We start from the raw sequence: 24,690 nt of genomic DNA, 5'->3' as shown, positions 1-24,690 counted from the left end.
ACTATAGCTTCATCCACTCTTTGACTAGAGACTCAAGATGAAAAGACCCTTTTACCAATTAAATCAAAGTAAAGATGTTATACGGCATTTTACCCCAAATTGGTTTACAGCAACTATGGGTACTGGTGTGGTCAGTATGATTTTAATTCAGCTTTCATTTGCCAAATCATTTTTATTTATGCTGGCTACACTGTTATGGCAATTCAATATTGTTCTATTTAGTGTTTTTTCAGGTCTTTATTTATTGCGGTGGTTTCTTTTCCCTCATGAAGCTAAGCAAGTATTTAATCATCCAAATATGAGCTTGTTTTTAGGCGCTATTCCAATGGGGCTCGCAACCATATTAAATGGCTTTTTAAGCTTCGGTGTCGGGCTTTATGGTGAAGTGGCAGTTCATATCGCTCAAGCTTTATGGTACGTCGATGTCTTTTTAGCGCTAGCAATTGCTTGGATTGTGCCGTTTTGTATGTTTAGCCGTCAGAACCATCAGCTACATACCATGACTGCAATCTGGCTTTTACCTGTGGTTGCATGTGAAGTAGCAGCAAGTTCTGCGGGCATGTTAGTTGCACATTTACCAGCAGATTTGCATAGCTTTCAATTATTGTTAGCGGGGTATGTACTCTGGGGGATTTCTGTTTTACCTGCATTCGCTATTTTAACAATTTTAATGTTGCGTATGGCTTTGCATCAGTTACCGGAAAAAGAAGTCGCAATTTCTAGCTGGTTATCTTTAGGTCCAATTGGAACAGGTGCTTTAGGTCTGTTGTTGCTAGGTGAACAGGCAAAAAGAGTGGCACCAAATGTAGGATTTGACCAGTTTGCCAATGTATTTCAAGCATTAGGCGTTGTGGGTAGTCTAGTACTGTTAGGCTTTGGGTTATGGTGGCTAGGTCTTGCGATATTAACAACGCTTCGTCATGCAAAGACAGGTATTCCATTTAACTTGGGATGGTGGGGCTTAACCTTTCCACTAGGTGTGTTTATTCTGGCTTTATTTAATTTAGGGCATCAGGTTGAAGTTGTATTTTTACAGTATGTTGCGGTGGCACTCAGTGTTTTATTATTAGTGATGTGGAGCGTTGTAATGAAGAAAACCTTAGCCGGAGCCTATAGTGGGCAACTGTTCTTCTCTCCATGTTTAATCGCCTTACAACAAAAAATGCAGTAATGATGAAAAGGTGCAAAAAGCTTTTGCACCTGATTTATACTTATTTTCTAATTTATTAATCTTGAATTGAGCCTTTTTGAATGAACAAAGATATTGCTTTAATTATGGCACTTCCTAATGAATCTAAAGGTTTATTTGAGCAAGCAGGTATTGAAGTCCATTACAGTGGTATTGGTAAGATTAATGCTGCCTTTAAAGCATTTGAGGTTATTCAAAAAACTGGCTGTAAAACTTTAATTAATCTGGGTACAGCTGGAAGCTCTGCATTTAATCGACATGATTTAGTCGAGGTGAAAACTTTTGTACAACGTGATATGGATGTTTCACCCTTAGGGTTTGAAGTAGGTGTAACGCCGTTAGATGATCACTTGCCAGCTGAAATTCATCTTCAAACACATTTTGCTGATTTACCAAAAGGGATATGCGGGACAGGGGACTCATTTGAAACGGGTCAGCCGAAAGTCGCGTGTGATGTGGTGGATATGGAAGGGTATGCCTTAGCCAAAGTTTGCCACAAGCTAGGTGTACGTTTAATTTCGGTGAAATATATTACTGATGGTGCAGATGATACTGCCCATTTAGATTGGGAAGAAAATTTATTATTGGGTGCGCAAAAACTCTTGGCTCTTTATCAAAATCATTTCTAAAAAAAGATCGGCAAATTTGCCGATCTTTTTTATTTTAGCGAGGTAATACGCCGTAGAGCATCATATGCACCGTATGCTCAATTGAGCGCTGGAACATACTGCGGTTACGAAGTGTTTTACCAGTCACCATTTCCATTTGAGTGGCAAAATCGGCATAGTTTTGCGTAAGGCCCCAAATATTGAGTATTAACAGCTCAGGATCGATATCTGGAGAAATTTTCCCTTCTTCTTGCCAAGTCTGAATGACTTTAGCTTTGCGCTTAAATAGCTTTTTCAAAGGCCCTTTCAGTATAGGCAAAATGTGCGGAGCCCCTTGGATAATTTCCAAAGCAAATAATCGCGAAGCCTTTGGTTGGCTACGAGAAAGTTCGATTTTTTGTATTAAATAGTGAGACAAAGCTTCGGCTGGTTCTAACTCAGCTTCTAAAGTTTGTAAGGGAGCAAGCCATTTTTGTAAAACTGTGGTCAGCACTTCCACATATAAAGACTCTTTATTTTCATAGTAATAGAAAATATTCGACTTATGCATGTCAGCGAGTTGGGCAATTTCATCCAGACTTGCACCACTAAACCCATATAGTGAAAACACATCAAGGGCGGCAGCAAGAAGCTGATTGCGCTTTTGAGTACTCTTCTTTTGTTCCATTTGCTGCATAAATTAAAAAGATAGTGTTCCCATTGTAAGGTAAATCGTTTGATTTGTGCACAGGTGTCTCACTTTTTTAGTGAAAAAACGGATAGTTATTTGAGCAATAGATATACTATTGTGCAAAAAATAGAGAGATTCACTAGTTTATTGTTATTCTTAAAAATATTTTTTGATCTTCGCCCTAAAAAAGAGCAATAAATCATCAGTTTTATTGCTCGTTAATTGGGCATTTTTCAGTTGAATGGTTCTCATTACTCATCTTAACCTTAAGTTGCTAAGACTGCGTCGAGTACTTGTTGTTCAAGCTGGGCAAAAGTTATGCTCTTTTTCCGCGGACGTGGCAAATTCACTTGGAAACTTTGAGCAATTTGACCCTTATCTAATAGGATAATACGGTCGGCCAACTGCACTGCTTCACTCACATCGTGTGTGACCAAAATGGCAGTAAAACCTTGCTCTTTCCATAAACGTTCAATCAAGCTTTGCATCTCAAGACGGGTGAGCGCGTCTAATGCACCTAACGGCTCATCTAACAGTAAAATACGTGGAGTATGCGATAACGCACGGGCTAAGGCTGTACGCTGACGTTGACCACCTGAGAGCTGTGAAGGCCATTGTCCCGATTTTTCTTTGAGGCCCACTTTTTCCAGTAATTCTTCTGCTAAAGCATGTTGTGATTTTGGTAGTCCAAGTTGAACGTTTTGAAGAATATTTCGCCAAGGAAGTAGGCGGGGGTCTTGGAACATAACCCGAATGTCATCGTTAGTAATTCCTTCACGTAAATGTCGGGCAGATTTAAACTTGATCTCACCAAAACTTGCTTTTTCAAGTTGGGCAATTAAGCGTAATAAGGTACTTTTACCGCAGCCACTACGACCTACGATCGCTAAAAATTCGCCCGGTTGAATATGCAGGTTAAGATCTTCAAGAACCTTCACCTCACCATAAAATTTATAAAGCTGTTCAATCAGAATCTCTGCACCTACTACAGGCTCTTGTGACTCTGGATGATTTTCTGGAATGAGCTCTACGTCATTCTGATTAATATTTAAATTCAGATTTGTCATATTTTAAGCTCCCTTATTTTTGATAACCAGCGTGCCAACGTAGTAAATAGCGTTCCAAAATTTGTGCTAAAACATCGGCTAACTTACCTAATAGGGCATAAAGAAGAATACCGACCAGAACTACATCTGTTTGCAAAAACTCTCGTGCATTCATGGTCATATAACCAATGCCAGCTTGTGCTGAGATAGTTTCGGCTACAATGAGTAATACCCAAACCAAACCTAACGCAAAACGTAAACCGACTAAAATAGAAGGCATCGCACCAGGTAGAATAATTTCTTTGTAAAGCTGCCAACGGGAAAGGCCATAGCTTTTACCCATCTCAATCAATTGAGGGTCAACTGAACGAATACCGTGATAGGTGTTGATATAAATAGGGAAGAAAACACCAACTGCTACTAAGAATAATTTTGCTGTTTCATCAATACCAAACCACAAAATCACAAGCGGAATAAGTGCAAGAGCCGGAATATTACGAATCATTTGCAAGGTCGTATCGAGCAGGGTAGAGGCGAAACGCGAAGACCCATTGAGCAGACCTAATAGCAAACCTAAACCACCGCCTATTAGAAGCCCAAGCAGTGCACGACCAGCACTTACCTTAACGTGATGCCATAATTCGCCACTAACGAGAAGATGCCAGAAAGCGGAAACGACAGCAGTCGGGGCTGGCAAAATACGGTTTTCTAAAAGACCCGAACTTGAGGCAATTTGCCAGATAACCAATAGAACAATTGGGAAAATCCAAGGCAGCAAACGCTGCCCGATTTGTCTTGTTCCACGTGAAACAATAGTTGTATCTTTACTCATGCAGGCTCCTTGACGGAACTATTTTGCTTCTTCTCGTCTGGAACATAGTTGTTGGCAATAATCTCACCGAATGGACCAGTTAAGTTTGGCTGAGCAAGTTTAGCTCGGGTCTCAATTGGTAATAATGGGAATACTAACTCTGCAAAGCGGATAGACTCTTCAAGGTGTGGATAGCCTGAGAAAATGAAGGTATCAATGCCAAGGTCTGCATACTCCTGAATACGAGCAGCAACTGTTTCTGGGTCACCTACAAGCGCTGTACCTGCACCACCACGGACTAAACCAATACCTGCCCAAAGGTTTGGAGAGACTTCTAGCTTGTCTCGGTTACCGCCGTGTAGCGCGGCCATACGTTGTTGGCCTACGGAGTCCATTTGGGCAAATTTTTTCTGTGCTGCAGCAATAGTTGCATCGTCGAGATATTGAATAAGCTCGTTCGCTGCTGCCCATGCTTGTTCGTTGGTTTCGCGAACAATGACATGCAAGCGAATGCCATAAGTTAATTTACGGCCCTTAGCCTCAGCTTTGGCACGAACATGCTCGATCTTTTCTTTCACGGCTGCTGGTGGTTCACCCCAAGTGAGGTAAGTGTCCACTTGCTCAGCTGCAAGGTCGACAGCGACGTCTGAAGAACCGCCAAACCAAAGTGGTGGGTAAGGCTTTTGGACAGGTGGGTAAAGTAGTTTTGCATCATCTACTTGTAAACGTTCACCGTGGAATGTAAAAGCTTCACCTGTATGTGAACGCGTCAAAATTTCACGCCAGATTTTTACGTATTCATTGGCAGTTTGGTAACGCGTTGAGTGATCTTCATATAAACCGTCACCGCGTAGTTCTGCTTCATCGCCACCTGTCACCAAGTTGAGTAACACACGACCATTCGATAGGCGGTCAAATGTTGCAGCCATACGTGCAGCTAAAGCTGGTGTGGTTACCCCCGGACGTAACGCAACTAAAAACTTAAGGTGCTGAGTTGCATCCATAAGGCTAGCCGCCGTAATCCATGGGTCTTCACATGAACGGCCCGTTGGAATAAGTACACCTTCGTAACCCAAGTTATCTACTGCCACAGCAATTTGCTTCATATAGGCATGGTCAACCTGACGAGCGCCTTTACTTGTACCTAAATAGCGACTATCACCGTGGGTAGGAATAAACCAGAAAATTTTCATGTGCATTACCTATATGTCTATTGAAATTACTTGGCACCCCAAACAGCTTGTTTAATGCTGATTGGTTTTGGAATGATGCCTTGTTGAGTAAAGATGTCTGCAAGTTGCTGCTGCTCAGCAATCACTTTGCTGTTCAGCGGAGCTGCTGCTGATGGACGTGGACGACGTTTAATAAATAAGTCGCTGGTTGCAGGTTTTAGGCCTGTACTTTGGCCAATCACACTTGCAGTTTCGGCTTGGTGGGTTTGAACCCATTTGTCGGCTTGATTGATTTGTTTGATGAGTTCAGGAACAGCTTTTGGATATTGCTTAACAAAATTTGGAGCGGCTAAATAAAAGGTATAGTTCGGGCTTAAACCTTTACCTGAAGCAAGTACACGAGCTTGGTCTTCTAGTTGTGCTGAAGCGTAGTAAGGGTCCCAAATTGCCCATGCATCAACAGCACCTTTTTGGAATGCAGCGCGAGCATCGGCAGGTGTGAGCCAAATGGGCGTAATGTCGCTCCATTTTAAGCCCGCTTTACGCACAGCCTGTACGAGCAAGTAATGTGAACTGGAACCTTTTTGCAACGCAATGCGTTTGCCTTTAAGGTCTTTAAGCTGGGTGAGCTGTGAGTTTTTAGGAACTAAAATTGCTGATGCCAATGGCTTAGCTGCTTCATAAGCAATGTAATATAAAGGCTTGCCAGCTGCTTGAGCATAGACTGGCGGTGTGTCTCCTGTGACTCCAACATCGAGTGAGCCAACAGCCAAGGCTTCTAAAATTTGAGGACCAGCGGGGAACTCATTCCAAGTGATTTTTGCATTTGGAAATTCTTGTTCAAATAATTTTTGCTGTTTGGCAATCGCGAAGTTAATCGAACTTTTTTGAAAACCGATACGAAGTTCTTTCACTGTTGGGTCAATTGCCCAAGCAGGCGCTGCAATTGTTAAACCTAAGACAGCGACTGCGCTAAAGCGCTTAACTAATTGGGCCCACTGACCCTTATTAAATAATGATTGATGTTGCATATTGATATCCTTGTTCCCTTAAGGCAAAGCACAGCGTTTATATCGTTATTTAAACTGTGCCAAGCTGGGTTTATTTCAGTTTTAAAATGGCATCTTGAATGGTGAGCTTGTTTGGAATGAGCTTTTGCGCATAAAAGGCATCGGCTACATATTGTTGTTCTTGGGCTACCTTGTCAGATATTGGCTGAACACCAAAACCCATTCGCGAAATAGAAGTTTTGAGTACATCAAATTCAAGTGCGGTAGGTTTTTCGAGTAGCTTGGCCGCTTCATCTTGATGCGTGCTGACCCATTGGGTTGTTTGGTTGAGTGTCTGCACAACAGTGTTGAGTACTTTTGGATTACTTTCTGCAAATTTACGATCAGCTAAGTAGAACTGATGATTGCTTACCAAGTTTTCACCTGTTGCTAAAACGCGAGCTTGAATTTGATGTTCAGCTGCTGCAAAGAACGGGTCCCAAATCACCCACGCATCGACAGCGCCTTTTTCAAAGGCAGCACGTGCGTCTGATGGAGGTAAATAAACAGGTTGAATATCACTTAAGCTCAAGTGATTTGCTTCTAGAACTTTCAATAAAAGGTAGTGAACATTCGAACCTTTATTCAGTGCGACACGTTTGCCTTTTAAATCTTGAATAGAGTGAATAGGAGAGTCTTTTTGTACCAATAACGCTTCTGCTTTTGGTGCAGCAGGTTGGTTTGCAACATAGACTAAATTTGGATTGGCTGCTTGAGCAAAAATAGGTGGTGCTTCACCTGCCTCACCCAATGAAACGCTTCCGACATTTAGACCTTCAAGTAATTGAGGTCCCGCAGGAAACTCAACCCATTTCACTTGTACGCCTTGATCTTTGAGTGCTTTTTCCAAGTCACCACGTGCTTTTAAAATAGGAAGGATGCCATATTTCTGATATCCAATATTTAAAGTTGTGGTGGTGTGTTCCTCTTTTTTGGCACAACCACCTAGCATCATCACTCCCGCAAGGCTGGCAGCAATGACTGAATATTTTGCCCATGAAGTGGAATTAAAAAGTGCCATGTGGTTTCGTGCTCCCCGAAAGAGAAAAAGAAAAATAATTGGATGAGCAGATACCCTAAAGGGATTTTTATTTCATAAAAAATAAGTATTCAGTCTTTATTTATGCAAAAAAAAGCTAAAAACATTCGGCGATAAACTTATGCAAAAAAATGATTTATTAAACAGAATAATATTTAAAAAATAGTGTTTAAGTTTTTGTAAATAAAATGAAAAATATTAAAAGAATAAAATTTAAAGATTTAAAAAAAGTACAACCATATATTAATCGTATTTATGGTTGTACTTTTTGGACTAAGCTTATCTGAAATAAGAATATCTTAAAAAATGCAAAGCCTAGGGAAGCAGTTTTTTAAAGACTAAAGAATTTCTTTGGTAGTTATAAAGTGCCTGACGGGCATTTGGTAGTTCATCCACAGTAACTTGGTGAAAGCCATGTTCTAAAAACCAGTGTGCAGTTCGTGTTGTTAAAACAAATAATTGACGAATGCCTTGTTGTTTGGCCTTTTCCTCCAGGAATTGCAGAATTTGGCTACCACGGTTGGATTTGCGATAACTTGGGTGTACTGCTACACAAGCAATTTCTGCCGAACGAGTTTCATTAAATTCAGTAGGAATTGGATAAAGAGCAGCACAGGCCAAAATCATACCGTCTCGTTCAATAACCGCAAACTGACTAATTTCCTGCTCTAAACGTTCACGTGAGCGATACACCAAAATGCCTTCTTCTTCTAACGGGCGTAATAGGTTCATTAAGCCGCCGACATCTTGAATATGCGCCATACGAACTTCTTCATAATGCGCATCGGTAATCATGGTACCCACACCATCACGTGTGAACAGTTCTTCAATGAGTGCGCCATCATAGGCATATGAAATCAAATGAACACGATGTACACCCGATAGAGAAGCTTTTTTTGCTTCTTGTAAATGTAGGGTTAGGGTGGGGCTACTGGCTTGGTATTGTTGAATATAGTAGTCAAGTTGATGCGGACTCAATTCACGCAATAATTGTCCTTCTTCATTAAGCAAACCTTGTTGTTCACCTAAAAAGATTAATTTGTCTGCTTTTAAATAGGTTGCAGTTTTCGTTGCTACTTCTTCAGCTCTTAAATTAAATACTTCACCTGTGGTTGAGTAACCCGTCGGGCCAAGTAAAATAATATTATCGTTATCAAGATGACGCTCAATCGCGTCGGTATCTATGGAACGAACTTCACCTGTAAGCTGAAAATCCATGCCATCACGAATACCATAAGGTTTAGCTGTTACGAAATTACCTGATACAACATCTATTCGAGCGCCGTACATTGGAGAGTTAGCCAACCCCATAGATAACAGTGCTTCGATTTCTAAGCGAATAGACCCGACAGCACTCATGACACAGCTTAATGATTCACGCGTGGTAATACGGCTGTTGTCATAAAAAGGAGTTTCGATACCTTTATCTTTTAGATTTTGATTTATTTGTGGACGTGCGCCATGGACTAAAATTAAGCGAATACCAAGTGAATGCAATAAAGCAATATCATGAATAATATGTTCGAAATTAGGATCGCGGACGGCTTCACCGCCAAACATTAATACAAAAGTTTTATCGCGATGGGCATTAATATAAGGTGCTGAATGTCGGAACCAATGTACATAATGTTGGGTGTTATTATGTGATTTCTCTAAAGACTTAGTTGGCATACCGATCTCGAATCAACAGCAAAAAGATATAAAGATGATTCTAAACAAAAAAGCTTAAAGTCGCATGTTTTAGATAGAAAAACACCCAAATTAGATTTGGGTGTTTGATGTTTTGTTAAATTAACGAATCACTTTAATGATTTTATGGCTTTGTTCATTTACCAGTACATAGTTACCATTCACTTTATACCATTTTTGAAAACGCCCTGGCTTTGTCAGTTTTTGGTGTGAGCGGTAGTCAACTGCATAACGTGGGTGCTGATATTCACGGGGTACAACTTGACCTGCTCGCCAGTCATTGCGATGGTCGTCTTTGTGAATGACTTTGACTGGTCTGACGTCATGGTTTCGGTAGTTACCATGATGGTCATGATCATTTGGTGCAGCCATCGCTGTTGTTGCGATTAAACCACTCATTGAAAGAACAATTGCTGTTGTTAGTTTTTTCATCATGAACCTCGAATGATCAATTAAATTTCGATAATTGAAGGTTAGTGAAAAATTACAGATAAATCGTGAAGGCTAAGAACAATAAATGTGAAAAATATCTATCAAATAAGAAGAAATTTAGAATATATAAGTTTTTAATATCTTATTGATATAAAAATAAAAAAAGGATAAAACCGATTGGCTTTATCCTTTTTATTAACTGATAGTGAGGAGCTATCAGTTTTATAAACCACGAATGCTAACAATACTGTTAGAGTCTGTGTCGACTAAAATATAGTCATTGTTAATTTTATACCATTGCTGGTTACGGTCTGGTTTAGGTAAGTTACTGTCTCTATAGTCGACCTTATAGCCATTGCCGCGATAATGCTGTGGCATGACATAACCTGGCTGCCAGCGATGTTGTTTTAGACGCTCAAAACCGCGTTCTTCACGCATACGGCGCTCATCGCGAAAACGATCTTCATCATCGTCACGGTCATATTTATGCCCACGATCATTCCATTCACCACGAGGCCCACCTTTAGGCCCTTTCTGGCCATGTCCTCGGTCAAATGGAGGATCAGCAAAGCTTGCCATACTGGTGGTCAGTACAGTGATGCTAAGGGCTAAGATGGTGAACAACTTTTTCATGATGCATCCTCGTTTACATCTGATGTCTCTCATGTTGAATACTGTACGCGCAAAATGCAGAGAAACTGTGAAGATCATTTAATGCTTCAATTAAAATTACGGATAAATCCAGTGTTTTATCAATAATAAAAAAGGCTTGTATATATCTTTTCAGGTATAGCCAAGCCAGATGTGATGATTGGCCGTAATTTATTTTAGCTTTTCATCTATAGTTATTTAATCCTGTGCATCAATACTTTGACCATTGAGCGACAGGCTATCTTCACCCATTAAATAAAGATAAGCCGGCATGATTGACTCTGGTGTTGGTAATGTTTTTGGATCTTCTTCAGGATAAGCTTTTGCACGCATTGCTGTACGTGTTGCACCTGGGTTAATGCAGTTAAAGCGAATATTTGGATAAGTATGCTCAGCTGCAAAAATCTTGCTCACAGCTTCAATCGCGACTTTAGACACTGAATACGCGCCCCAGAGTGCACGCGCTTCGCGACCTACGCCAGAGCTGGTAAATACAACAGAAGCGTTATCTGATTTTTGCAAAAGCGGAAGTAGTGCTTGAGTCAGGGCAAAAGGCGCACGTAAATTTACTGACATCACATCATCCCATACCTCTGCTGGATAATGGGCGAGTTCTACTCGGTCACCTAAAATACCGGCATTATGCAAAATGCCATCTAGACGTCCAAATTGCTTTTCAAGTGTACTCACTAAAAAGTCATAATCACGATCAGAAGCACTCGAAAGCTGGAGCGGTAAAATTGCAGGCTGAGGGGCGCCTAAACCTTCAATTTCGTCATAAATTACTTCAAGTTTATTTAAGGTTCTACCATGCAAAACCACAGTTGCACCGTGTAAAGCATAACTGAGGGCCGCAGCTCGCCCAATTCCATCACCTGCACCGGTGATTAAAATAATGCGATCTTTGAGTAGATCTGGACGAGGTTGATATTCTGAATATTTCATTGGTAAACCTCCTTCTTTTTATATTGATATAAATAACCGTTAAAAAAGCCTGTAAAACTCTTGTGTTAACCTATCATACGCTGATTTTCCTGTAGAGCAGGAAGCTTTTGACGTAACATCTCGTGTAATTCTGTCACCGTATTTACAATCGAATCAGCTTGCCAAGCGGCTAGATCGTCACGATGTTCAATAGGTAAATAACCGTATGCTGCCAAGATGGTATACATATTTGCATTGCGACCAGCATCAATATCACGAGGGTGGTCACCCACATAAATAATTTCATCTGCTGGAATATTTAACTGTTTTGCAGCCAAATACATCGGTTCCGGGTCAGGCTTAGTTTTAGAAACATCCTCTGGACACACCAATACCGCGCAGCGCTCAGTTAAGTTTAATTTCTCTAATAATGACTCACTTAAACCGCGTGGTTTATTGGTCACAATACCCCACGGAATTTGCTGAGCTTCTAACTCTTCTAAAAGCGGATACATGCCTTCAAACAGGTCTGTATCGACGACAATATTATTGCCATAAATATCTAAAAAGTTTTGGCGATGCGCCAAGAAAATTGGGTTGGTCACATCCAGTTCTGGATAGACCAATTTGACCATCGCACGTGCACCTTCAGAAACCTGAGTGCGGATGAGATCTGCTTCTACCACAGGACGTCTTTCATCACGGCACATTTGTTGAATAATACGGATAAAGTCGGCAGCCGTGTCGATGAGAGTGCCGTCTAAATCAAATAAAACAGCTTTCATCATGCACCTGTCTTTACTGTATGAACCATATAGTTAACATCAACATTTGGTGCTAACCAATAACGTTTTGTAATAGGGTTGTAGTGTAAGCCCGTCATTTCTTTTAACGTTAGGCCTGCATTACGAATGTCATGTGCCATTTCTGAAGGGCGAATGAACTTGTGATAATCATGCGTACCTTTTGGAAGCATGCGTAGCACGTATTCAGCACCAATAATGGCGAACAAATAAGATTTTGGATTACGGTTAATGGTCGAGAAGAACACATGACCACCCGGTTTAACCAAAGCCTGACATGCTTTAACAATAGATGCTGGGTCTGGAACGTGTTCCATCATTTCCATGCAAGTGACCACATCGTATTGACCAGCTTGTTCTTGTGCCAACTCTTCAACCGGAATTTGGCGATATTCAATATTTTGAACATTGTCTTGTTGAGCATGTAAGCGACCAACAGCCAAAGGGGCTTCACCCATATCAATACCGAGTACGTCTGCACCACGACGAGCCATGCTTTCAGCTAAAATACCGCCACCACAGCCAACATCAAGAACCTTTTTACCGGCAAGACCACCAACACGTTCATCAATCCAGTTTAAACGTAATGGGTTGATTTGATGGAGTGGGCGAAATTCAGAATGTTGATCCCACCATTTGGCAGCAAGTGCTTCAAATTTTGCGATTTCTTGTAAATCAACATTCAATTGCGACATGGTGTCACCTCTAAACTTGGGTTATCTTTTTGATGTAGTTCGCCGTTAGTGTAGCGATTATTGGGAAAAAAGCGATAAACCCAATAAAAAACTTCACAGAAGCAAAACGAATTTAGCATATTTGTTTTATATTTAGGGCATAAGCTAATGCATAACAACTTAGAGGAAAAGCTGTAGCAATGAAAAAATTGGTTTTGGGTGGTTTGAGTGCAGCAATTATGGCCGTATCGGGTAGTGCAATGGCAGCAGATTTCGTTGCTGGTAAAGACTACACCGTGATTGCCAATCCAGGCAAAGTGGAAGTACCGGGGAAAATCGAAGTACGTGAGTTCTTTTGGTATGGATGTCCGCACTGTTTTAAACTTGAGCCACATATGCAAGCGTGGTTAAAACAGGCGCCGAGTGATATACGTTTCGTACGTACACCAGCCGCTATGAACAAAGTATGGGAACAGGGGGCACGTACTTATTATACATCTGAGGCATTAGGTGTACGTAAGCGCACTCACTTGCCATTATTCCATGCGATTCAGGTAAATGGTCAGCAGATTTTTGACCAAGCTTCTGCGGCTAAGTTCTTCACACGCTATGGTGTGCCTGAACAGAAATTTAATAGTACGTACAACTCATTTGCTGTGACTGCGAAAGTTGCCGAGTCAAATAAACTTGCTCAACAGTACCAATTAACAGGCGTTCCTGCTGTAGTGGTAAATGGTAAATATGTTGTACAGGGTGAAGATGGTAAAGTTACTCAAGTACTTAACTACTTAATTGAGAAAGAACGTAAAGCAAAATAATTTTGATTGCGTTAGAAAAAGGGCTCCATTAGAAGCCCTTTTTTAATATTTAATTACTTTCACAATCACGAAATAATTCAATTAATTTTGATGATTTTCTTCTTCAATCTGGAAATTTAGCGCATCAAAATTGGTGGTTTGAGTAGGTAGTGACAATGCCTGATTAATATATAAATTAATCAATTTTTGGCGAGAACCAATCGAACGCTGATAGTAAGTCGAATTTAAAAGTAGTGATGCGCCATAAGTCAGCGACCAGATATAAGATAAATAGTCACGAATCGACATGTCATAATTTAATGATTTTAAATAACTTTCGGTAATATCTTTAATCGCAAGAATACGTTGCTGACGGATTTCATACAGCTCTTCAAAAAGGTGCTTCAACTTAGATTCTGTCATGGTCAAATTTTCTTCAAGTTGATGTAATAAAATGGTTTTTCCTGGGGTGAGCAAATGATGAAGCATGTAACGCGGAGCATACTCTTTAAAGTCGGTATTATATTTTTGAGAAATTTCTAAAATTTGTTTTTCATTTTGAATAATGAGTTCAAGCAGAAGTTCATTTTTACTTCTAAAGTGCTTATAAAGCGTACCTTTTGCAATATCTAGCTCGGCCACTAATTCATCTAGAGTAATTTCCTGATTGTTTTCTAGTAACAATTTTTCAGCAACGCTTAGAATTTTTTCTTTGCGCATCAAAAATTGTGTATGACGATCAAGATTCATAGGTATTCCCGCACCAGTTTGGCCTAACGAATAGTTTACTTCCTGTAAAAAGAAAAAGACTTTTCTCGAAATTTTAGCCTTTTTCTTTCACTCTTTACGTATTAACACATAACCTGTTTTTTGTCATTTGCCAGTTTTACCGTTCCCAGTTGGCAATGCCTCTAAACAGTAAGCGAACTTGTGTAGATGCATTTTCAATAAAGGCAGTTTGCTGCTGTTTGAGTTGCTCACCTTGATATTGTTTGGCTAGGTTGAGCCATGTCATTGCCCACGTAAATGACATATTGGTCAAAATGGTAGATAAGACATTTAAGTCTTGAGGGTTTTGAATATGTTTAAAATTTTCGAGCTTAGTGAGATCTGTCGTTAAGTCTTCAATTAAAAATTCAATTTCTCTGGCAATGGCTGCACGAACCGTTTCTGAGCCACCCCAACGTTCAGCAATCATAAATTGCCACTGTTTCGGGCTATGGTTCACTGCCTGCACAAATAGCTCAATGCTGGTTTGAGTTTTAGCAGATTTATGTTGTAAATAACTTTGTCCAAGTTGATGCAAAACGCTTTTTAAATGCAGCGCGACTTGATCAACCAGTTCTTTACCGAGTTCATCCATGTCTTGAAAATGACGATAGAACGCTGTTGGTACCAAACCTACTTCACGTGCAACTTCACGCAAACTGATACTACTGAACGAACGCCCAGACGTGCTTAGATGCAAGGCTGCATCGAGAAGTGCCTGACGACTTTGCTGTTTTCGTTCATCCCGTATCGACATTAAAAAAACCTATTTAAACCGTGAGCCAAAGTCTAACAAAAAAGAGCAAACTTTCATAAAAAAAATAGTGAACAAGTGTTGACTGAGTGAACACTTATAAATATAGTGTACATATGTTCACTATACGAACATGTGTTCACTCAAATAAATAGCCAGAAACAAAAGAGGAACGTATGAACGCAACACTTAACTATCAACCGCATTGGGTTCGAGAAGATTTCGTTGATTTTATTTTGCAAAAAATTAACGTGTCTTGGGCTTGGAAAAGGGTACTTGCAGAAGTTACCGCCGTTCAGCCACTTCATACCGATATGGTGCTGATCAAGCTTAAACCGAATCGTAATTTTAATTTCGATCAGGTACGTGCGGGACAAAGCATTCTATTGACGTTACTTATCGATGGCGTTTACCAACAGCGTAGTTACTCGATTATTGAAGTAACCACACAAGGTGAAATTGCTTTAGGTATTAAAGTACAAGGCTTGGTGTCTCGTGCAGCTCAACTATTACATGTAGGCGAGTGTGTTGAGATTTCACAGCCACAAGGTGATTTCACTTTGCATCAAGGCCAGCAGCCTGCGATTTTTATTGCTTCAGGAAGTGGCATTACTGCAATTTATTCACTCTTGCAGCAAGCTTTGAAACAGCAGCTTGAACAAATTCATGTCATTTATTTTAATCGTGCGGAAATTTTTCATGCTGAATTAAAAGCTTTGGCAGAGCAGTACCCACAGCTTCAGTATCATTTTTTTAATACCACCGAGCAAAAACAGCATTTAACTGAAAGTTTACTGCAAAAGCTGGTTCCTGACTTTGAGCAAACAGCAACGTATGTTTGTGGTCATCACGGCATGATGCAGCAGGCAAATGAAATTTATGCCCAAAAAGGTGCTCAATCGCAGCTTCACCAAGAATATTTCCAACCACTTCAAGTGACAGGAACTCATATCGCACAGCCTGTTATTTTCCGCCGTGCCCAACACGAATTTTTAGCTGAAACGAATTTATTGAGCAGTGCAGAGCAAGCAGGACTACGTCCGCAACATGGTTGTCGTATGGGTGTCTGCAATAAATGCAGCTGTACCAAAGTGAGTGGAGTTACTCAAAACCTGTTAACTGGTGAAATTGAAGATCAACCGAACCGTCCAATTAAACTATGCGTGAGCCAGGCATTAAGCCCAGTCACGATTGATCTATAAAAAGAATTACAGAGGATTAACCCTATGAATATGGTATTAGAGTTTTCTACCGTTTCTAAATCTGCTCATTTAACACCTGAACAGACTGAAGAGTTTGGTCGCCGTGTTGAACAGATTCGTCAAGAAGTGATGCAAAGTCTTGGTGAACAAGACGCAAAATATATCTATAAAGTGCGTAATTTTGTTCGCTATACCGAAATCGCATCGCGTGGCATGTTGATGTTTGGTGGCTGGATTCCACCTGTCTGGTTATTGGGAACAGGCTTACTAGGTATTTCTAAAATTGTAGAAAACATGGAACTTGGTCATAACGTTATGCATGGTCAGTTTGACTGGTTAAATGAACCAAGTCTGAACGGTAATACCTATGATTGGGATACCATTGCATCGGGTGATGACTGGCGTGAAACACATAACTACGTGCACCACACTTATACCAATATTGTAGGTAAAGACCATGATGTGGGTTATGGCATTTTGCGAGTAAGTGACCAACAGAAGTGGGAACCTCGCCACCTGTTTAATATTCCGCTCGGCCTACAGTTAATGTTTTTCTTTGAATGGTATGTAGGTGTACAAAACTTACATCTTGAAGATGCATTAGTTTATAAAACCAAGAGCTGGAAACAGGTTTGGAAAGATTCGGCTAAAGTGCGTAAAAAAGCAACGCGCCAAGTTTTAAAAGATTATGTGTTTTTCCCTGTGATCTCTGGTCCTATGTTTTTACCAGTTTTTGCAGGAAATGTAGTTGCCAATATTATTCGTAACTTGTGGTCATCTGCTGTGATCTTTAATGGCCACTTTACTGAAGATGCAGAAACGTTTGAACCAGACAATACAGATACTGAAACTAAGGCAGAGTGGTATTTACGCCAGATTCGTGGTTCAAGTAATTTTAGTGGGACAGAATGGCTTCATTTTCTGAGTGGTAACTTAAGCCATCAAATTGAACACCATTTATTCCCAGATATGCCTGCCAACCGCTATAAAGAAGTAGCCCCGAAAATTAAGGCCCTCTGTGCAGAATATGGCATTAATTACAACGAAGCGAACTTTATGCGCCAGTTCTGGAGTGTATGGGTACGTTTAGCAAAATGTTCACTGCCAAACCACACCACAGGAAAAGTCATGCAGACATTAGAAAAATTAAAAGCAAAATTCAAATTTGCGTAATCTCAGTTAATCCAAAATAGCTCCTTTTTAGGGGCTATTTTTATTTTTGAGTTATGAAACTTGCAGACTTACATTTCAAAGTAGGGAATAAACTCAACCTGTCAAAATCCTTTGCTATACTATGTCCAAGTTTGTATTTAAGAGAAGTTAGGAAGGATTATGCGTATTGACCAACGTGCATTAGACCAATTACGTGAAGTGAAAATTACACGAAACTACACCCGTTATGCTGAAGGTTCTGTGCTGGTCGAATTTGGTCACACCAAAGTCCTTTGTACTGCAAGCATTGATAACTCAGTGCCACGCTTTTTAAAAGGCCAAGGCCAAGGCTGGGTAACGGCAGAATATGGCATGTTACCGCGTTCAACCCATTCACGTTGTGACCGTGAAGCGGCTCGTGGCAAACAAACAGGTCGTACTCAAGAAATCCAACGTTTGATTGGCCGTAGCTTACGTGCGATGGTTGATTTGAAAAAGCTTGGTGAAAACACGATTACTATCGACTGTGATGTCATTCAGGCTGATGGTGGTACGCGTACTGCTTCAATCACTGGTGCTGCTGTAGCATTGGTTGATGCGATGAATGTTCTATTGTCTCAAAAGAAAATTAAGCATGATCCGCTTAAAGGGTTGGTTGCTGCAATTTCTGTAGGTATGTATCAAGATGAAGTACTTCTTGATCTTTGCTATGAAGAAGATTCGAACTGTCAAACTGACTTAAACGTCGTGATGACACAAGCGGGTGAGTTTATTGAAATTCAAGGTACAGCCGAAGATAAACCGTTTACTCGTGCACAAAGTAATGCCATGCTAGAAATGGCAGAAAAAGGAATTGCCGAGCTTATTAAAAAGCAACAAGAAGCTTTAGGCTGGTAATTTCAAGTTATCTAAAAAACGCATCTTCGGATGCGTTTTTTTATGCCTTCATCAAATCGACATAAAAACATCACTTGCCTGTCACTTTTACGCTTTATTAGTAGTTCGCATTTAAACCGTTTGGAAAAAACTAATGCGAAAACTTTCACTTTTATTCATTACATCTTTAGCGCTTATGCTCAGTGCTTGTAACGATGACAACAACTCAGATAATTCATCGCCAACAACACCGCCAACCAGCAATTGCAAAATGCACTGTGCACCATAATAAAAATTAAGGATGAAAAAATGAATCGTCGCGAATTTCTTTTAAATTCTACAAAAACTATGTTTGGGACCGCTGCTCTGGCGAGTTTCCCGCTGAGTATTCAAAAAGCGCTGGCAATTGATGCCAAAGTTGAAAGTGGAACTATTCAAGATGTTAAGCACATCGTGATTTTGACTCAGGAAAACCGTTCTTTCGATAATTACTTTGGAACATTAAAAGGTGTGCGTGGTTTTGGTGACCGCTTTACCATTCCAATGACAGAAAGCCGCAAAGTTTGGGAGCAATACGACGCCAAGAAAAATAAAGTATTGCCTTATCATTTAGATAGCCGTTTAGGAAATGCTCAGCGAGTTTCAGGCACTCCTCACTCATGGTCTGATGGCCAAGCAGCTTGGGACAATGGTCGTATGAGTGATTGGGTAGCCTACAAAAAACCGCAGTCGATGGGCTACTACAAAAAACAAGAAGTCGAATATCAATTTGCCTTAGCCAATGCCTTTACCATTTGTGATGCCTACCACTGTGCCATGCATGCGGGAACTAACCCAAACCGCAAGTTTATCTGGACTGGAACGAATGGCCCGACAGGCGCTGGTGTCGCGAGTGTGGTCAATGAATTTGATGGAATTGGGCCATCAACAGAAGGTTATGAATGGACGACGTATCCCGAGCGTTTACAGCAGGCTGGCGTGACATGGAAAGTTTATCAAAACATGCCAGATAACTTTACCGATAACCCTTTAGCTGGTTTCAAGCAATATCGCCGTGCAAATGAGCAATCTGGTCAACCTGTCAGTAATGACACCCCAACATGCCCAGCATACGATGAAAAGATTGACGCGACTCAACCACTTTACAAAGGTATTGCCAATACCATGCCAGATGGTGGTTTTCTAGGAACTTTTAAAGCTGATATTGCGCAAGGTAAATTACCACAAGTGAGTTGGTTAGTTGCTCCAGCGACCTACAGTGAGCATCCCGGACCATCGAGTCCTGTACAGGGCGCTTGGTATATTCAGGAAGTATTAAATGCTTTAACTGAAAACCCTCAAGTATGGAGTCAAACGGTTTTATTGGTGAACTTCGATGAAAATGACGGTTTCTTTGACCATGTTCCTTCACCAAGTGCACCGTCTAAAGATTTAAACGGTGTCGTATATGGAAAAACCACGTTAAGTGATCAGCAAGTATCTTATGAGTACTTTAATCATCCAGCAGTAGCGACCTCCAAATCGCAACCTAAACCAGATGGTCGAGTATACGGGCCAGGTGTACGTGTTCCGATGTATGTGATTTCGCCGTGGAGCCGTGGAGGATGGGTAAATTCTCAAGTCTTTGATCATACTTCTATTTTACAGTTCTTGGAAAAACGTTTTGGTGTGCAAGAACCAAACATTAGCCCATACCGCCGTGCTGTATGTGGTGATTTAACGACAGCATTTAATTTTAAAACACCGAACCTTTTGCCTGTTGCTGAACTAGATGGGAAGAAAACAAAAGCTGAAGCCGATGCGATTCGTGTTGCTCAAGCTTTATTGCCACAAGTTCCTGTTCCGAGCCAGCAGCAATTTCCTCAGCAGGAAATGGGGATTCGACCATCACGTGCTTTGCCATATATTTTGCACACCAGTGCCAAAGTCGATGCCACTCAAAAAACGGTTAAGCTGATGTTCTCTAATACGGGTAAACAGGCAGCAGTGTTTCATGTGTATAACCGATTAGATCTTGTAGCAATTCCACGCCGCTATATGGTTGAGGCGGGTAAACAGCTTGATGACGTGTGGAATACCACAAATGGACAGTATGATTTATGGGTACTTGGACCAAATGGTTTCCATCGCGCGTTTAAAGGAGATCTAAATCAAGCCAACCAAACTCAAGCATTACCAGAAATTAGAGTATGTGTGGAAGAGTGTGATGCGAATTTATATTTAAAGGTTCGTCACGATGGTAATAAGTCAGACAAACTCACTGTCAAAGCAAATGCGTATCTTCCAAATAAAACATGGAATATAGAAACCAACAGTTCCGAAAAAGAATTGGTTTGGGATATGTCTGAATTTGGTGGTTGGTATGACTTTACGGTGACATTAGCTGATGATGCAACGTTTAGTCGCCGTTTTGCAGGACGTATAGAAACTCAAGAAGATTCAATTTCTGATCCTTATATGGGTACGATTGAATTGTAAGATTTAGATCTGATAATTCAAGAAACGGCTAAAGTGTAATGTTTAGCCGTTTTTAATGGGTGCAATTTTCATCGTAAAAAGCAGTAGATACTGAGCAGAATAAGCACCAGCAGAGCGAAAAAACCAACGAGAACCACCTCGGTACTATCAAAATCTACCGATTGCCCATAACGATAACATCGAACAATCACATAGCCTGTGCTACGAAAGACAATTTCTACAATGATTTCTAGAATAATGTTCATAAGAATGAAACGACAAATGACAACAATAATATGAAAAAAAAAGTCAAATATTGCTTCCATAGTAGACCAACACTTTTATTCTAAGTTATTGAATAGAATGTATTGTAGGTCGACATAACTCGCCTGAAAAGAAAACTCTGTGAGAATCATGTCAACAAAACATCACGTAGGATTGTAGTTTTTTACATTCTCTCCGCATTTAACTCACGTTAGACCGCTAGTTTAACGATTAAATATAAAACTACAGGAATGGCAATGTTACAGGTATTTTTAGTTTTCTTAACGGTCGTTACATTTGTTTTAATGGCTGCCGATCCAAGGGATAGTGGGGCACAAGCGACTCAGTCAGCATGGCAAAAAACACAAGCAGCAGACATGACCAAGTCGCAAAAAAATACCAAGAATGATGTGGATTTTATTTAAGCATTAAAACGCATTGATAAATCAACGGCTTTGACGTCTTTAGTCAATACGCCCATAGAAATATAGTCGACACCAGTCGTCGCTACTTCGCGTAAGTTTTCAATGGTGATATTGCCAGAAGCTTCAAGTTTACAACGTCCAGCCACATGTTTTACGGCATCAATCATTTGTTGCTGACTAAAGTTGTCGAGCATAACAATGTCCGCACCAGCTTCAAGCGCTTGGTTAAGCTCGTCCCAAGTTTCAACTTCGACTTCAACAGGTTTGCCTGGCGCAATTTGGTGTGCTTTTGCAATTGCTTGAGCAATACCACCAGCTGCCATAATATGGTTTTCTTTAATTAAAAACGCATCAAATAAACCAAGACGATGGTTTTGTCCGCCGCCAATACCAACCGCATATTTTTGTGCAATACGCAAACCCGGTAAAGTTTTACGTGTATCGAGAAGTTTTGTATTTAAACCTTCAAGATGCTGAACATATTCAGCAGTTTTTGTTGCAACAGCAGACAAAGTTTGAATAAAGTTCAAAGCCGGGCGCTCTACTGTCAGTAAACTACGTGCAGAACCTGCAAGCTTTAAAAATGCTTCATTTGCAGCAACACGGTCACCTTCTTGTTTTAACCAAGTCACCTGTACAGTGTTGTCGTAAGCTGAGATGAGTGCATTTACCCACGGTTGTCCAGCTAAAACCATATCTTCACGGCTAATGATGGTTGCAGTTGCCTGTTCATCTTCTGGCGTGAGCATGGCGGTAATGTCACCGTCCCCAATATCTTCTTGTAATGCTTGTTGAATATTGATTTGAATTGACTGTTCAAGCAAAGACTGAGGTATGCTCATACGGTTTCCATTTTGTCGATGACCCTAAAACTTGCGATATATTAGCACCGTCGACTTTAAAAATAAGCTGTTTTATTCGTTTAATCGCGATAAACAATCGTGCTGACTACTTTGAAAAGCACATAACTGTTTTAAACTAAAACAATTGGCAAGCAATTTATTGGCATTTCAATGAAGCAAATCACACCGTATGAAGTTATAGATGGACAATTAAAAGGGGCGAGACAAGTTCCTTCTCCAAATTTTAACCAGCGTCCGACTGGTACCGAAATTCAAATGATTGTGGTTCATAATATTAGCTTGCCACCATCTCAATTTGGGGGAGGCTATATTGAGCAGTTTTTCCAAAATAAATTAGATTGGTCCGTACATCCCTATTTTCAGACTATTGAAGGTATGCAAGTCTCTACGCACCTGTTAATTTTACGAACAGGTGAAGTCCTACAGTTTGTTAACTTTAATGATCGTGCATGGCATGCAGGACGTTCGAGCTATTTAGCTAAAGTTGAATGCAATGATTATTCAATTGGAATAGAACTTGAAGGAAGTGATGACTTGCCTTTTGAGGAAGTACAGTACAGCGTACTAACCGATGTAGTTACCGCTATTCATCAGGCTTATCCTGAAATTAAAAATCATATTGCAGGGCATTCGGACATTGCACCGGGCCGAAAAACTGATCCGGGGCCTTATTTTAAATGGCAACACTTTAGACAACTGTTAGCACAGAAAAAAACTTGAGTTCATTCATCATTTCACAACGAAAAGATTTTCTAGTTTCATTACAATAGCGACTTTCGAATATAGCTGTAGGTGAGTACGATGGCATTGTGGCGATCGACTTTTATTGTCAGTGCGATGACGATGTTGTCACGGGTATTGGGCTTAGTACGAGATGTCGTATTGCTCAACGTGTTTGGTGCGGGTAAAGATTTCGATACCTTTGTCGTTGCTTTTCGTATTCCCAACTTCTTTCGAAGGTTGTTTGCCGAAGGGGCTTTTTCACAGGCTTTTATTCCGGTACTAACCGAATATAAAACAGGCCGAGCACATGCTGAAGTTCAAATCCTGATTAGCCGGGTATTTGGTTGCTTGCTCACGGTCATGACCTTACTCACTTTCGTGGCTATGGTCTTAGCACCAGCAATCATCTATATGTATGCGCCAGGGTTCCATAATGACCCTGAAAAGTTCGATTTAGCGGTCAGCATGTTCCGTCTGACTATTCCATATTTAATGTTTATGTCATTGACTGCTTTTGCCAGCAGTATCTTAAACAGTTATGGTTCTTTTGCTTCCCCAGCTTTTTCACCTGTATTGCTCAATGTAGCAATGATTGCAGGTGCATGGTGGCTTACGCCGTATATGGCTGAGCCTATTAAAGCATTAGGATGGTCGGTTGTAGCAGCGGGTATTTTACAGTTAGCCGTACAAATTCCTGAGTTATGGCGTAAAAACTTACTAATTCCACCTAAAGTTGATTTTAAACACGAGGGTGTAGAGCGTATTTTAAAATTAATGCTTCCAGCATTATTTGGTGTGTCTGTGACTCAGATTAACCTATTGTTAAATACAATTTGGGCATCTTTCATGCAAGATGGTTCGGTATCTTGGCTATACAGTGCTGAGCGTATGACTGAGCTACCGTTAGGTTTAATCGGTGTTGCGATTGGTACAGTAATTTTACCTTCACTTTCAGCACGCCATGCTGAGCAAGATCAAGAAAAGTTCCGCGGAATGATCGACTGGGCAGCAAAAGTTATTGTGTTGGTTGGTTTACCAGCAAGTATTGCTTTGTTTATGCTTTCCACACCGATTATTCAGGCTTTATTCCAACGTGGTGAGTTTGACCTACGTGATACGCAAATGACAGCACTTGCATTGCAATGTATGAGTGCTGGTGTAATTTCATTTATGCTCATTAAGGTATTCGCACCAGGCTTCTATGCACAGCAAGATACCAAAACACCGGTCCGTGTGGGTTTAATGTCAGTTGCTGCAAATGCAATTTTAAACGTTGTATTCATTGGATTCTTTAAACTGATCAATTGGCAGGCTGAGCATATGGCGCTTGCACTGGCATCTTCTGGTTCAGCTTTGGTGAATGCTGGTTTACTCTACTTCTATCTACACAAGCGTAATATTTTCCGATTTGGCGCGCATTGGAAAAAACTAGTCCTTCAATATGGTTTAGCAAATCTTGCCATGATTGCAGCGCTTTGGTTTGGGTTAAGTTGGTATAACGGTGAACTTTCTCAATGGATCCGGATTGCTGAGGTCGCAGGTTTATGCATAGTAGGCGTAATCGCTTACTTAATTGGCTTACTGATTACTGGTTTTAGACCAAGAGATTTAAAACACTAAAATAAAAAAGCGATCATTTACGATCGCTTTTT

General features: G+C 40.5%; 26 protein-coding genes. 11 read left to right on the top strand and 15 right to left on the bottom strand.

The window, feature by feature from the left end:
* The first annotated feature begins 37 nt into the window (after positions 1-37).
* On the top strand, positions 38-1,171 hold the full coding sequence (locus ACH8JV_RS15570) for a TDT family transporter (RefSeq protein WP_396522271.1): 1,134 nt from the start codon (positions 38-40) through the stop codon (positions 1,169-1,171).
* Between the two features lie 80 nt (positions 1,172-1,251).
* A complete protein-coding gene (locus tag ACH8JV_RS15565; RefSeq protein ID WP_396522269.1) occupies positions 1,252-1,818 on the top strand; it encodes a 5'-nucleosidase in 567 nt (188 codons plus the stop codon).
* A 34-nt stretch (positions 1,819-1,852) separates the two neighbouring features.
* On the opposite strand, the gene ACH8JV_RS15560 is transcribed toward ACH8JV_RS15565, so the two are convergent.
* The 12 genes from ACH8JV_RS15560 to ubiG all read right to left on the bottom strand — a co-directional run bounded on the left by ACH8JV_RS15560 (position 1,853) and on the right by ubiG (position 12,778).
* Entirely contained in the window at positions 1,853-2,473 is a 621-nt protein-coding gene (locus ACH8JV_RS15560; RefSeq protein ID WP_002050490.1) for a TetR/AcrR family transcriptional regulator, read from the bottom strand.
* Between the two features lie 260 nt (positions 2,474-2,733).
* Entirely contained in the window at positions 2,734-3,534 is an 801-nt protein-coding gene (locus ACH8JV_RS15555) for an ABC transporter ATP-binding protein (protein WP_004706121.1), read from the bottom strand.
* A gap of 13 nt (positions 3,535-3,547) precedes the next feature.
* Positions 3,548-4,345: an aliphatic sulfonate ABC transporter permease SsuC gene (ssuC, locus tag ACH8JV_RS15550; protein ID WP_343569893.1), complete on the bottom strand. Its 798-nt coding sequence runs from the start codon at positions 4,343-4,345 to the stop codon at positions 3,548-3,550.
* Positions 4,342-5,517 carry an FMNH2-dependent alkanesulfonate monooxygenase gene (gene ssuD / locus ACH8JV_RS15545; RefSeq protein ID WP_396522267.1) on the bottom strand — a complete coding sequence of 392 codons (1,176 nt, stop codon included), beginning with the start codon at positions 5,515-5,517 and terminating at the stop codon, positions 4,342-4,344. Before ssuD ends, ssuC begins: the two co-directional genes overlap by 4 nt.
* A 26-nt stretch (positions 5,518-5,543) precedes the next feature.
* On the bottom strand, positions 5,544-6,527 hold the full coding sequence (locus ACH8JV_RS15540) for a sulfonate ABC transporter substrate-binding protein (RefSeq protein ID WP_396522265.1): 984 nt from the start codon (positions 6,525-6,527) through the stop codon (positions 5,544-5,546).
* A gap of 70 nt (positions 6,528-6,597) precedes the next feature.
* A complete protein-coding gene (locus ACH8JV_RS15535; protein WP_396522263.1) occupies positions 6,598-7,566 on the bottom strand; it encodes a sulfonate ABC transporter substrate-binding protein in 969 nt (322 codons plus the stop codon).
* A 333-nt stretch (positions 7,567-7,899) separates the two neighbouring features.
* Positions 7,900-9,255: an amino-acid N-acetyltransferase gene (gene argA / locus ACH8JV_RS15530; RefSeq protein WP_396463723.1), complete on the bottom strand. Its 1,356-nt coding sequence runs from the start codon at positions 9,253-9,255 to the stop codon at positions 7,900-7,902.
* 120 nt (positions 9,256-9,375) lie between these two features.
* Positions 9,376-9,705 (bottom strand): RcnB family protein, encoded by a 330-nt coding sequence (locus ACH8JV_RS15525; protein ID WP_396522280.1) that lies wholly within the window; start codon positions 9,703-9,705, stop codon positions 9,376-9,378.
* A gap of 222 nt (positions 9,706-9,927) precedes the next feature.
* Positions 9,928-10,338, bottom strand: a complete 411-nt coding sequence (locus tag ACH8JV_RS15520; RefSeq protein ID WP_263612641.1) for an RcnB family protein — start codon at positions 10,336-10,338, stop codon at positions 9,928-9,930.
* Between the two features lie 216 nt (positions 10,339-10,554).
* A complete protein-coding gene (locus ACH8JV_RS15515) occupies positions 10,555-11,301 on the bottom strand; it encodes a YciK family oxidoreductase (RefSeq protein ID WP_263612642.1) in 747 nt (248 codons plus the stop codon).
* 65 nt (positions 11,302-11,366) lie between these two features.
* The gene (locus tag ACH8JV_RS15510) at positions 11,367-12,068 is read right to left on the bottom strand and encodes an HAD-IA family hydrolase (RefSeq protein ID WP_311086677.1); all 702 of its coding nucleotides are present in this window, start codon (positions 12,066-12,068) and stop codon (positions 11,367-11,369) included.
* A complete protein-coding gene (gene ubiG, locus ACH8JV_RS15505; RefSeq protein WP_263612644.1) occupies positions 12,065-12,778 on the bottom strand; it encodes a bifunctional 2-polyprenyl-6-hydroxyphenol methylase/3-demethylubiquinol 3-O-methyltransferase UbiG in 714 nt (237 codons plus the stop codon). Before ubiG ends, ACH8JV_RS15510 begins: the two co-directional genes overlap by 4 nt.
* Before the next feature lie 179 nt (positions 12,779-12,957).
* Between ubiG and ACH8JV_RS15500 the strand changes: the two genes are divergently transcribed.
* Positions 12,958-13,575, top strand: a complete 618-nt coding sequence (locus ACH8JV_RS15500; RefSeq protein WP_263612645.1) for a thiol:disulfide interchange protein DsbA/DsbL — start codon at positions 12,958-12,960, stop codon at positions 13,573-13,575.
* A gap of 81 nt (positions 13,576-13,656) precedes the next feature.
* On the opposite strand, the gene ACH8JV_RS15495 is transcribed toward ACH8JV_RS15500, so the two are convergent.
* Positions 13,657-14,304, bottom strand: coding sequence for a TetR/AcrR family transcriptional regulator (locus ACH8JV_RS15495; protein WP_209834843.1), 648 nt, complete (start codon positions 14,302-14,304; stop codon positions 13,657-13,659).
* Between the two features lie 136 nt (positions 14,305-14,440).
* A complete protein-coding gene (locus tag ACH8JV_RS15490; protein ID WP_000027529.1) occupies positions 14,441-15,079 on the bottom strand; it encodes a TetR family transcriptional regulator in 639 nt (212 codons plus the stop codon).
* 173 nt (positions 15,080-15,252) lie between these two features.
* Between ACH8JV_RS15490 and ACH8JV_RS15485 the strand changes: the two genes are divergently transcribed.
* The 6 genes from ACH8JV_RS15485 to ACH8JV_RS15460 all read left to right on the top strand — a co-directional run bounded on the left by ACH8JV_RS15485 (position 15,253) and on the right by ACH8JV_RS15460 (position 21,452).
* Entirely contained in the window at positions 15,253-16,278 is a 1,026-nt protein-coding gene (locus ACH8JV_RS15485; RefSeq protein ID WP_396522261.1) for a ferredoxin reductase, read from the top strand.
* Between the two features lie 30 nt (positions 16,279-16,308).
* On the top strand, positions 16,309-17,451 hold the full coding sequence (locus tag ACH8JV_RS15480) for a fatty acid desaturase family protein (protein WP_396522278.1): 1,143 nt from the start codon (positions 16,309-16,311) through the stop codon (positions 17,449-17,451).
* A 159-nt stretch (positions 17,452-17,610) separates the two neighbouring features.
* Entirely contained in the window at positions 17,611-18,327 is a 717-nt protein-coding gene (rph, locus tag ACH8JV_RS15475) for a ribonuclease PH (RefSeq protein ID WP_002120794.1), read from the top strand.
* A gap of 133 nt (positions 18,328-18,460) precedes the next feature.
* Positions 18,461-18,595 (top strand): hypothetical protein, encoded by a 135-nt coding sequence (locus ACH8JV_RS15470; RefSeq protein WP_264653691.1) that lies wholly within the window; start codon positions 18,461-18,463, stop codon positions 18,593-18,595.
* Between the two features lie 20 nt (positions 18,596-18,615).
* Complete coding sequence (locus ACH8JV_RS15465) at positions 18,616-20,784, top strand: phosphocholine-specific phospholipase C (RefSeq protein WP_396522259.1); 2,169 nt, start codon at positions 18,616-18,618, stop codon at positions 20,782-20,784.
* Between the two features lie 500 nt (positions 20,785-21,284).
* Entirely contained in the window at positions 21,285-21,452 is a 168-nt protein-coding gene (locus tag ACH8JV_RS15460; protein WP_396522257.1) for a hypothetical protein, read from the top strand.
* Here the strand turns inward: ACH8JV_RS15460 and nadC are convergent.
* Positions 21,449-22,294 (bottom strand): carboxylating nicotinate-nucleotide diphosphorylase, encoded by an 846-nt coding sequence (nadC, locus tag ACH8JV_RS15455; RefSeq protein ID WP_396522255.1) that lies wholly within the window; start codon positions 22,292-22,294, stop codon positions 21,449-21,451. The two genes, ACH8JV_RS15460 and nadC, sit on opposite strands and share 4 nt — an antisense overlap.
* Before the next feature lie 171 nt (positions 22,295-22,465).
* Between nadC and ampD the strand changes: the two genes are divergently transcribed.
* Together ampD and murJ are read left to right on the top strand one after the other, a co-directional pair.
* Complete coding sequence (gene ampD, locus ACH8JV_RS15450) at positions 22,466-23,035, top strand: 1,6-anhydro-N-acetylmuramyl-L-alanine amidase AmpD (RefSeq protein WP_396522253.1); 570 nt, start codon at positions 22,466-22,468, stop codon at positions 23,033-23,035.
* Positions 23,036-23,107: 72 nt separating this feature from the next.
* Positions 23,108-24,658, top strand: a complete 1,551-nt coding sequence (gene murJ, locus ACH8JV_RS15445; RefSeq protein WP_396522251.1) for a murein biosynthesis integral membrane protein MurJ — start codon at positions 23,108-23,110, stop codon at positions 24,656-24,658.
* Positions 24,659-24,690: the final 32 nt, after the last annotated feature.

The organism is Acinetobacter sp. ABJ_C5_2, from assembly GCF_044538485.1.
GTDB lineage: Bacteria > Pseudomonadota > Gammaproteobacteria > Pseudomonadales > Moraxellaceae > Acinetobacter > Acinetobacter nosocomialis_A.
The sequence above is the reverse complement of the archived record's forward strand: the minus strand, read 5'-3'. Positions and strand labels throughout refer to the sequence as shown.

Coding starts and splice junctions, on each gene's coding strand:
- ACH8JV_RS15570 (WP_396522271.1), top strand. CDS start 38: ATGAAAAGACCCTTTTACCAATTAAATCAAAGTAAAGATGTTATACGG.
- ACH8JV_RS15565 (WP_396522269.1), top strand. CDS start 1,252: ATGAACAAAGATATTGCTTTAATTATGGCACTTCCTAATGAATCTAAA.
- ACH8JV_RS15560 (WP_002050490.1), bottom strand. CDS start 2,473: ATGCAGCAAATGGAACAAAAGAAGAGTACTCAAAAGCGCAATCAGCTT.
- ACH8JV_RS15555 (WP_004706121.1), bottom strand. CDS start 3,534: ATGACAAATCTGAATTTAAATATTAATCAGAATGACGTAGAGCTCATT.
- ssuC (WP_343569893.1), bottom strand. CDS start 4,345: ATGAGTAAAGATACAACTATTGTTTCACGTGGAACAAGACAAATCGGG.
- ssuD (WP_396522267.1), bottom strand. CDS start 5,517: ATGAAAATTTTCTGGTTTATTCCTACCCACGGTGATAGTCGCTATTTA.
- ACH8JV_RS15540 (WP_396522265.1), bottom strand. CDS start 6,527: ATGCAACATCAATCATTATTTAATAAGGGTCAGTGGGCCCAATTAGTT.
- ACH8JV_RS15535 (WP_396522263.1), bottom strand. CDS start 7,566: ATGGCACTTTTTAATTCCACTTCATGGGCAAAATATTCAGTCATTGCT.
- argA (WP_396463723.1), bottom strand. CDS start 9,255: ATGCCAACTAAGTCTTTAGAGAAATCACATAATAACACCCAACATTAT.
- ACH8JV_RS15525 (WP_396522280.1), bottom strand. CDS start 9,705: ATGAAAAAACTAACAACAGCAATTGTTCTTTCAATGAGTGGTTTAATC.
- ACH8JV_RS15520 (WP_263612641.1), bottom strand. CDS start 10,338: ATGAAAAAGTTGTTCACCATCTTAGCCCTTAGCATCACTGTACTGACC.
- ACH8JV_RS15515 (WP_263612642.1), bottom strand. CDS start 11,301: ATGAAATATTCAGAATATCAACCTCGTCCAGATCTACTCAAAGATCGC.
- ACH8JV_RS15510 (WP_311086677.1), bottom strand. CDS start 12,068: ATGATGAAAGCTGTTTTATTTGATTTAGACGGCACTCTCATCGACACG.
- ubiG (WP_263612644.1), bottom strand. CDS start 12,778: ATGTCGCAATTGAATGTTGATTTACAAGAAATCGCAAAATTTGAAGCA.
- ACH8JV_RS15500 (WP_263612645.1), top strand. CDS start 12,958: ATGAAAAAATTGGTTTTGGGTGGTTTGAGTGCAGCAATTATGGCCGTA.
- ACH8JV_RS15495 (WP_209834843.1), bottom strand. CDS start 14,304: ATGAATCTTGATCGTCATACACAATTTTTGATGCGCAAAGAAAAAATT.
- ACH8JV_RS15490 (WP_000027529.1), bottom strand. CDS start 15,079: ATGTCGATACGGGATGAACGAAAACAGCAAAGTCGTCAGGCACTTCTC.
- ACH8JV_RS15485 (WP_396522261.1), top strand. CDS start 15,253: ATGAACGCAACACTTAACTATCAACCGCATTGGGTTCGAGAAGATTTC.
- ACH8JV_RS15480 (WP_396522278.1), top strand. CDS start 16,309: ATGGTATTAGAGTTTTCTACCGTTTCTAAATCTGCTCATTTAACACCT.
- rph (WP_002120794.1), top strand. CDS start 17,611: ATGCGTATTGACCAACGTGCATTAGACCAATTACGTGAAGTGAAAATT.
- ACH8JV_RS15470 (WP_264653691.1), top strand. CDS start 18,461: ATGCGAAAACTTTCACTTTTATTCATTACATCTTTAGCGCTTATGCTC.
- ACH8JV_RS15465 (WP_396522259.1), top strand. CDS start 18,616: ATGAATCGTCGCGAATTTCTTTTAAATTCTACAAAAACTATGTTTGGG.
- ACH8JV_RS15460 (WP_396522257.1), top strand. CDS start 21,285: ATGTTACAGGTATTTTTAGTTTTCTTAACGGTCGTTACATTTGTTTTA.
- nadC (WP_396522255.1), bottom strand. CDS start 22,294: ATGAGCATACCTCAGTCTTTGCTTGAACAGTCAATTCAAATCAATATT.
- ampD (WP_396522253.1), top strand. CDS start 22,466: ATGAAGCAAATCACACCGTATGAAGTTATAGATGGACAATTAAAAGGG.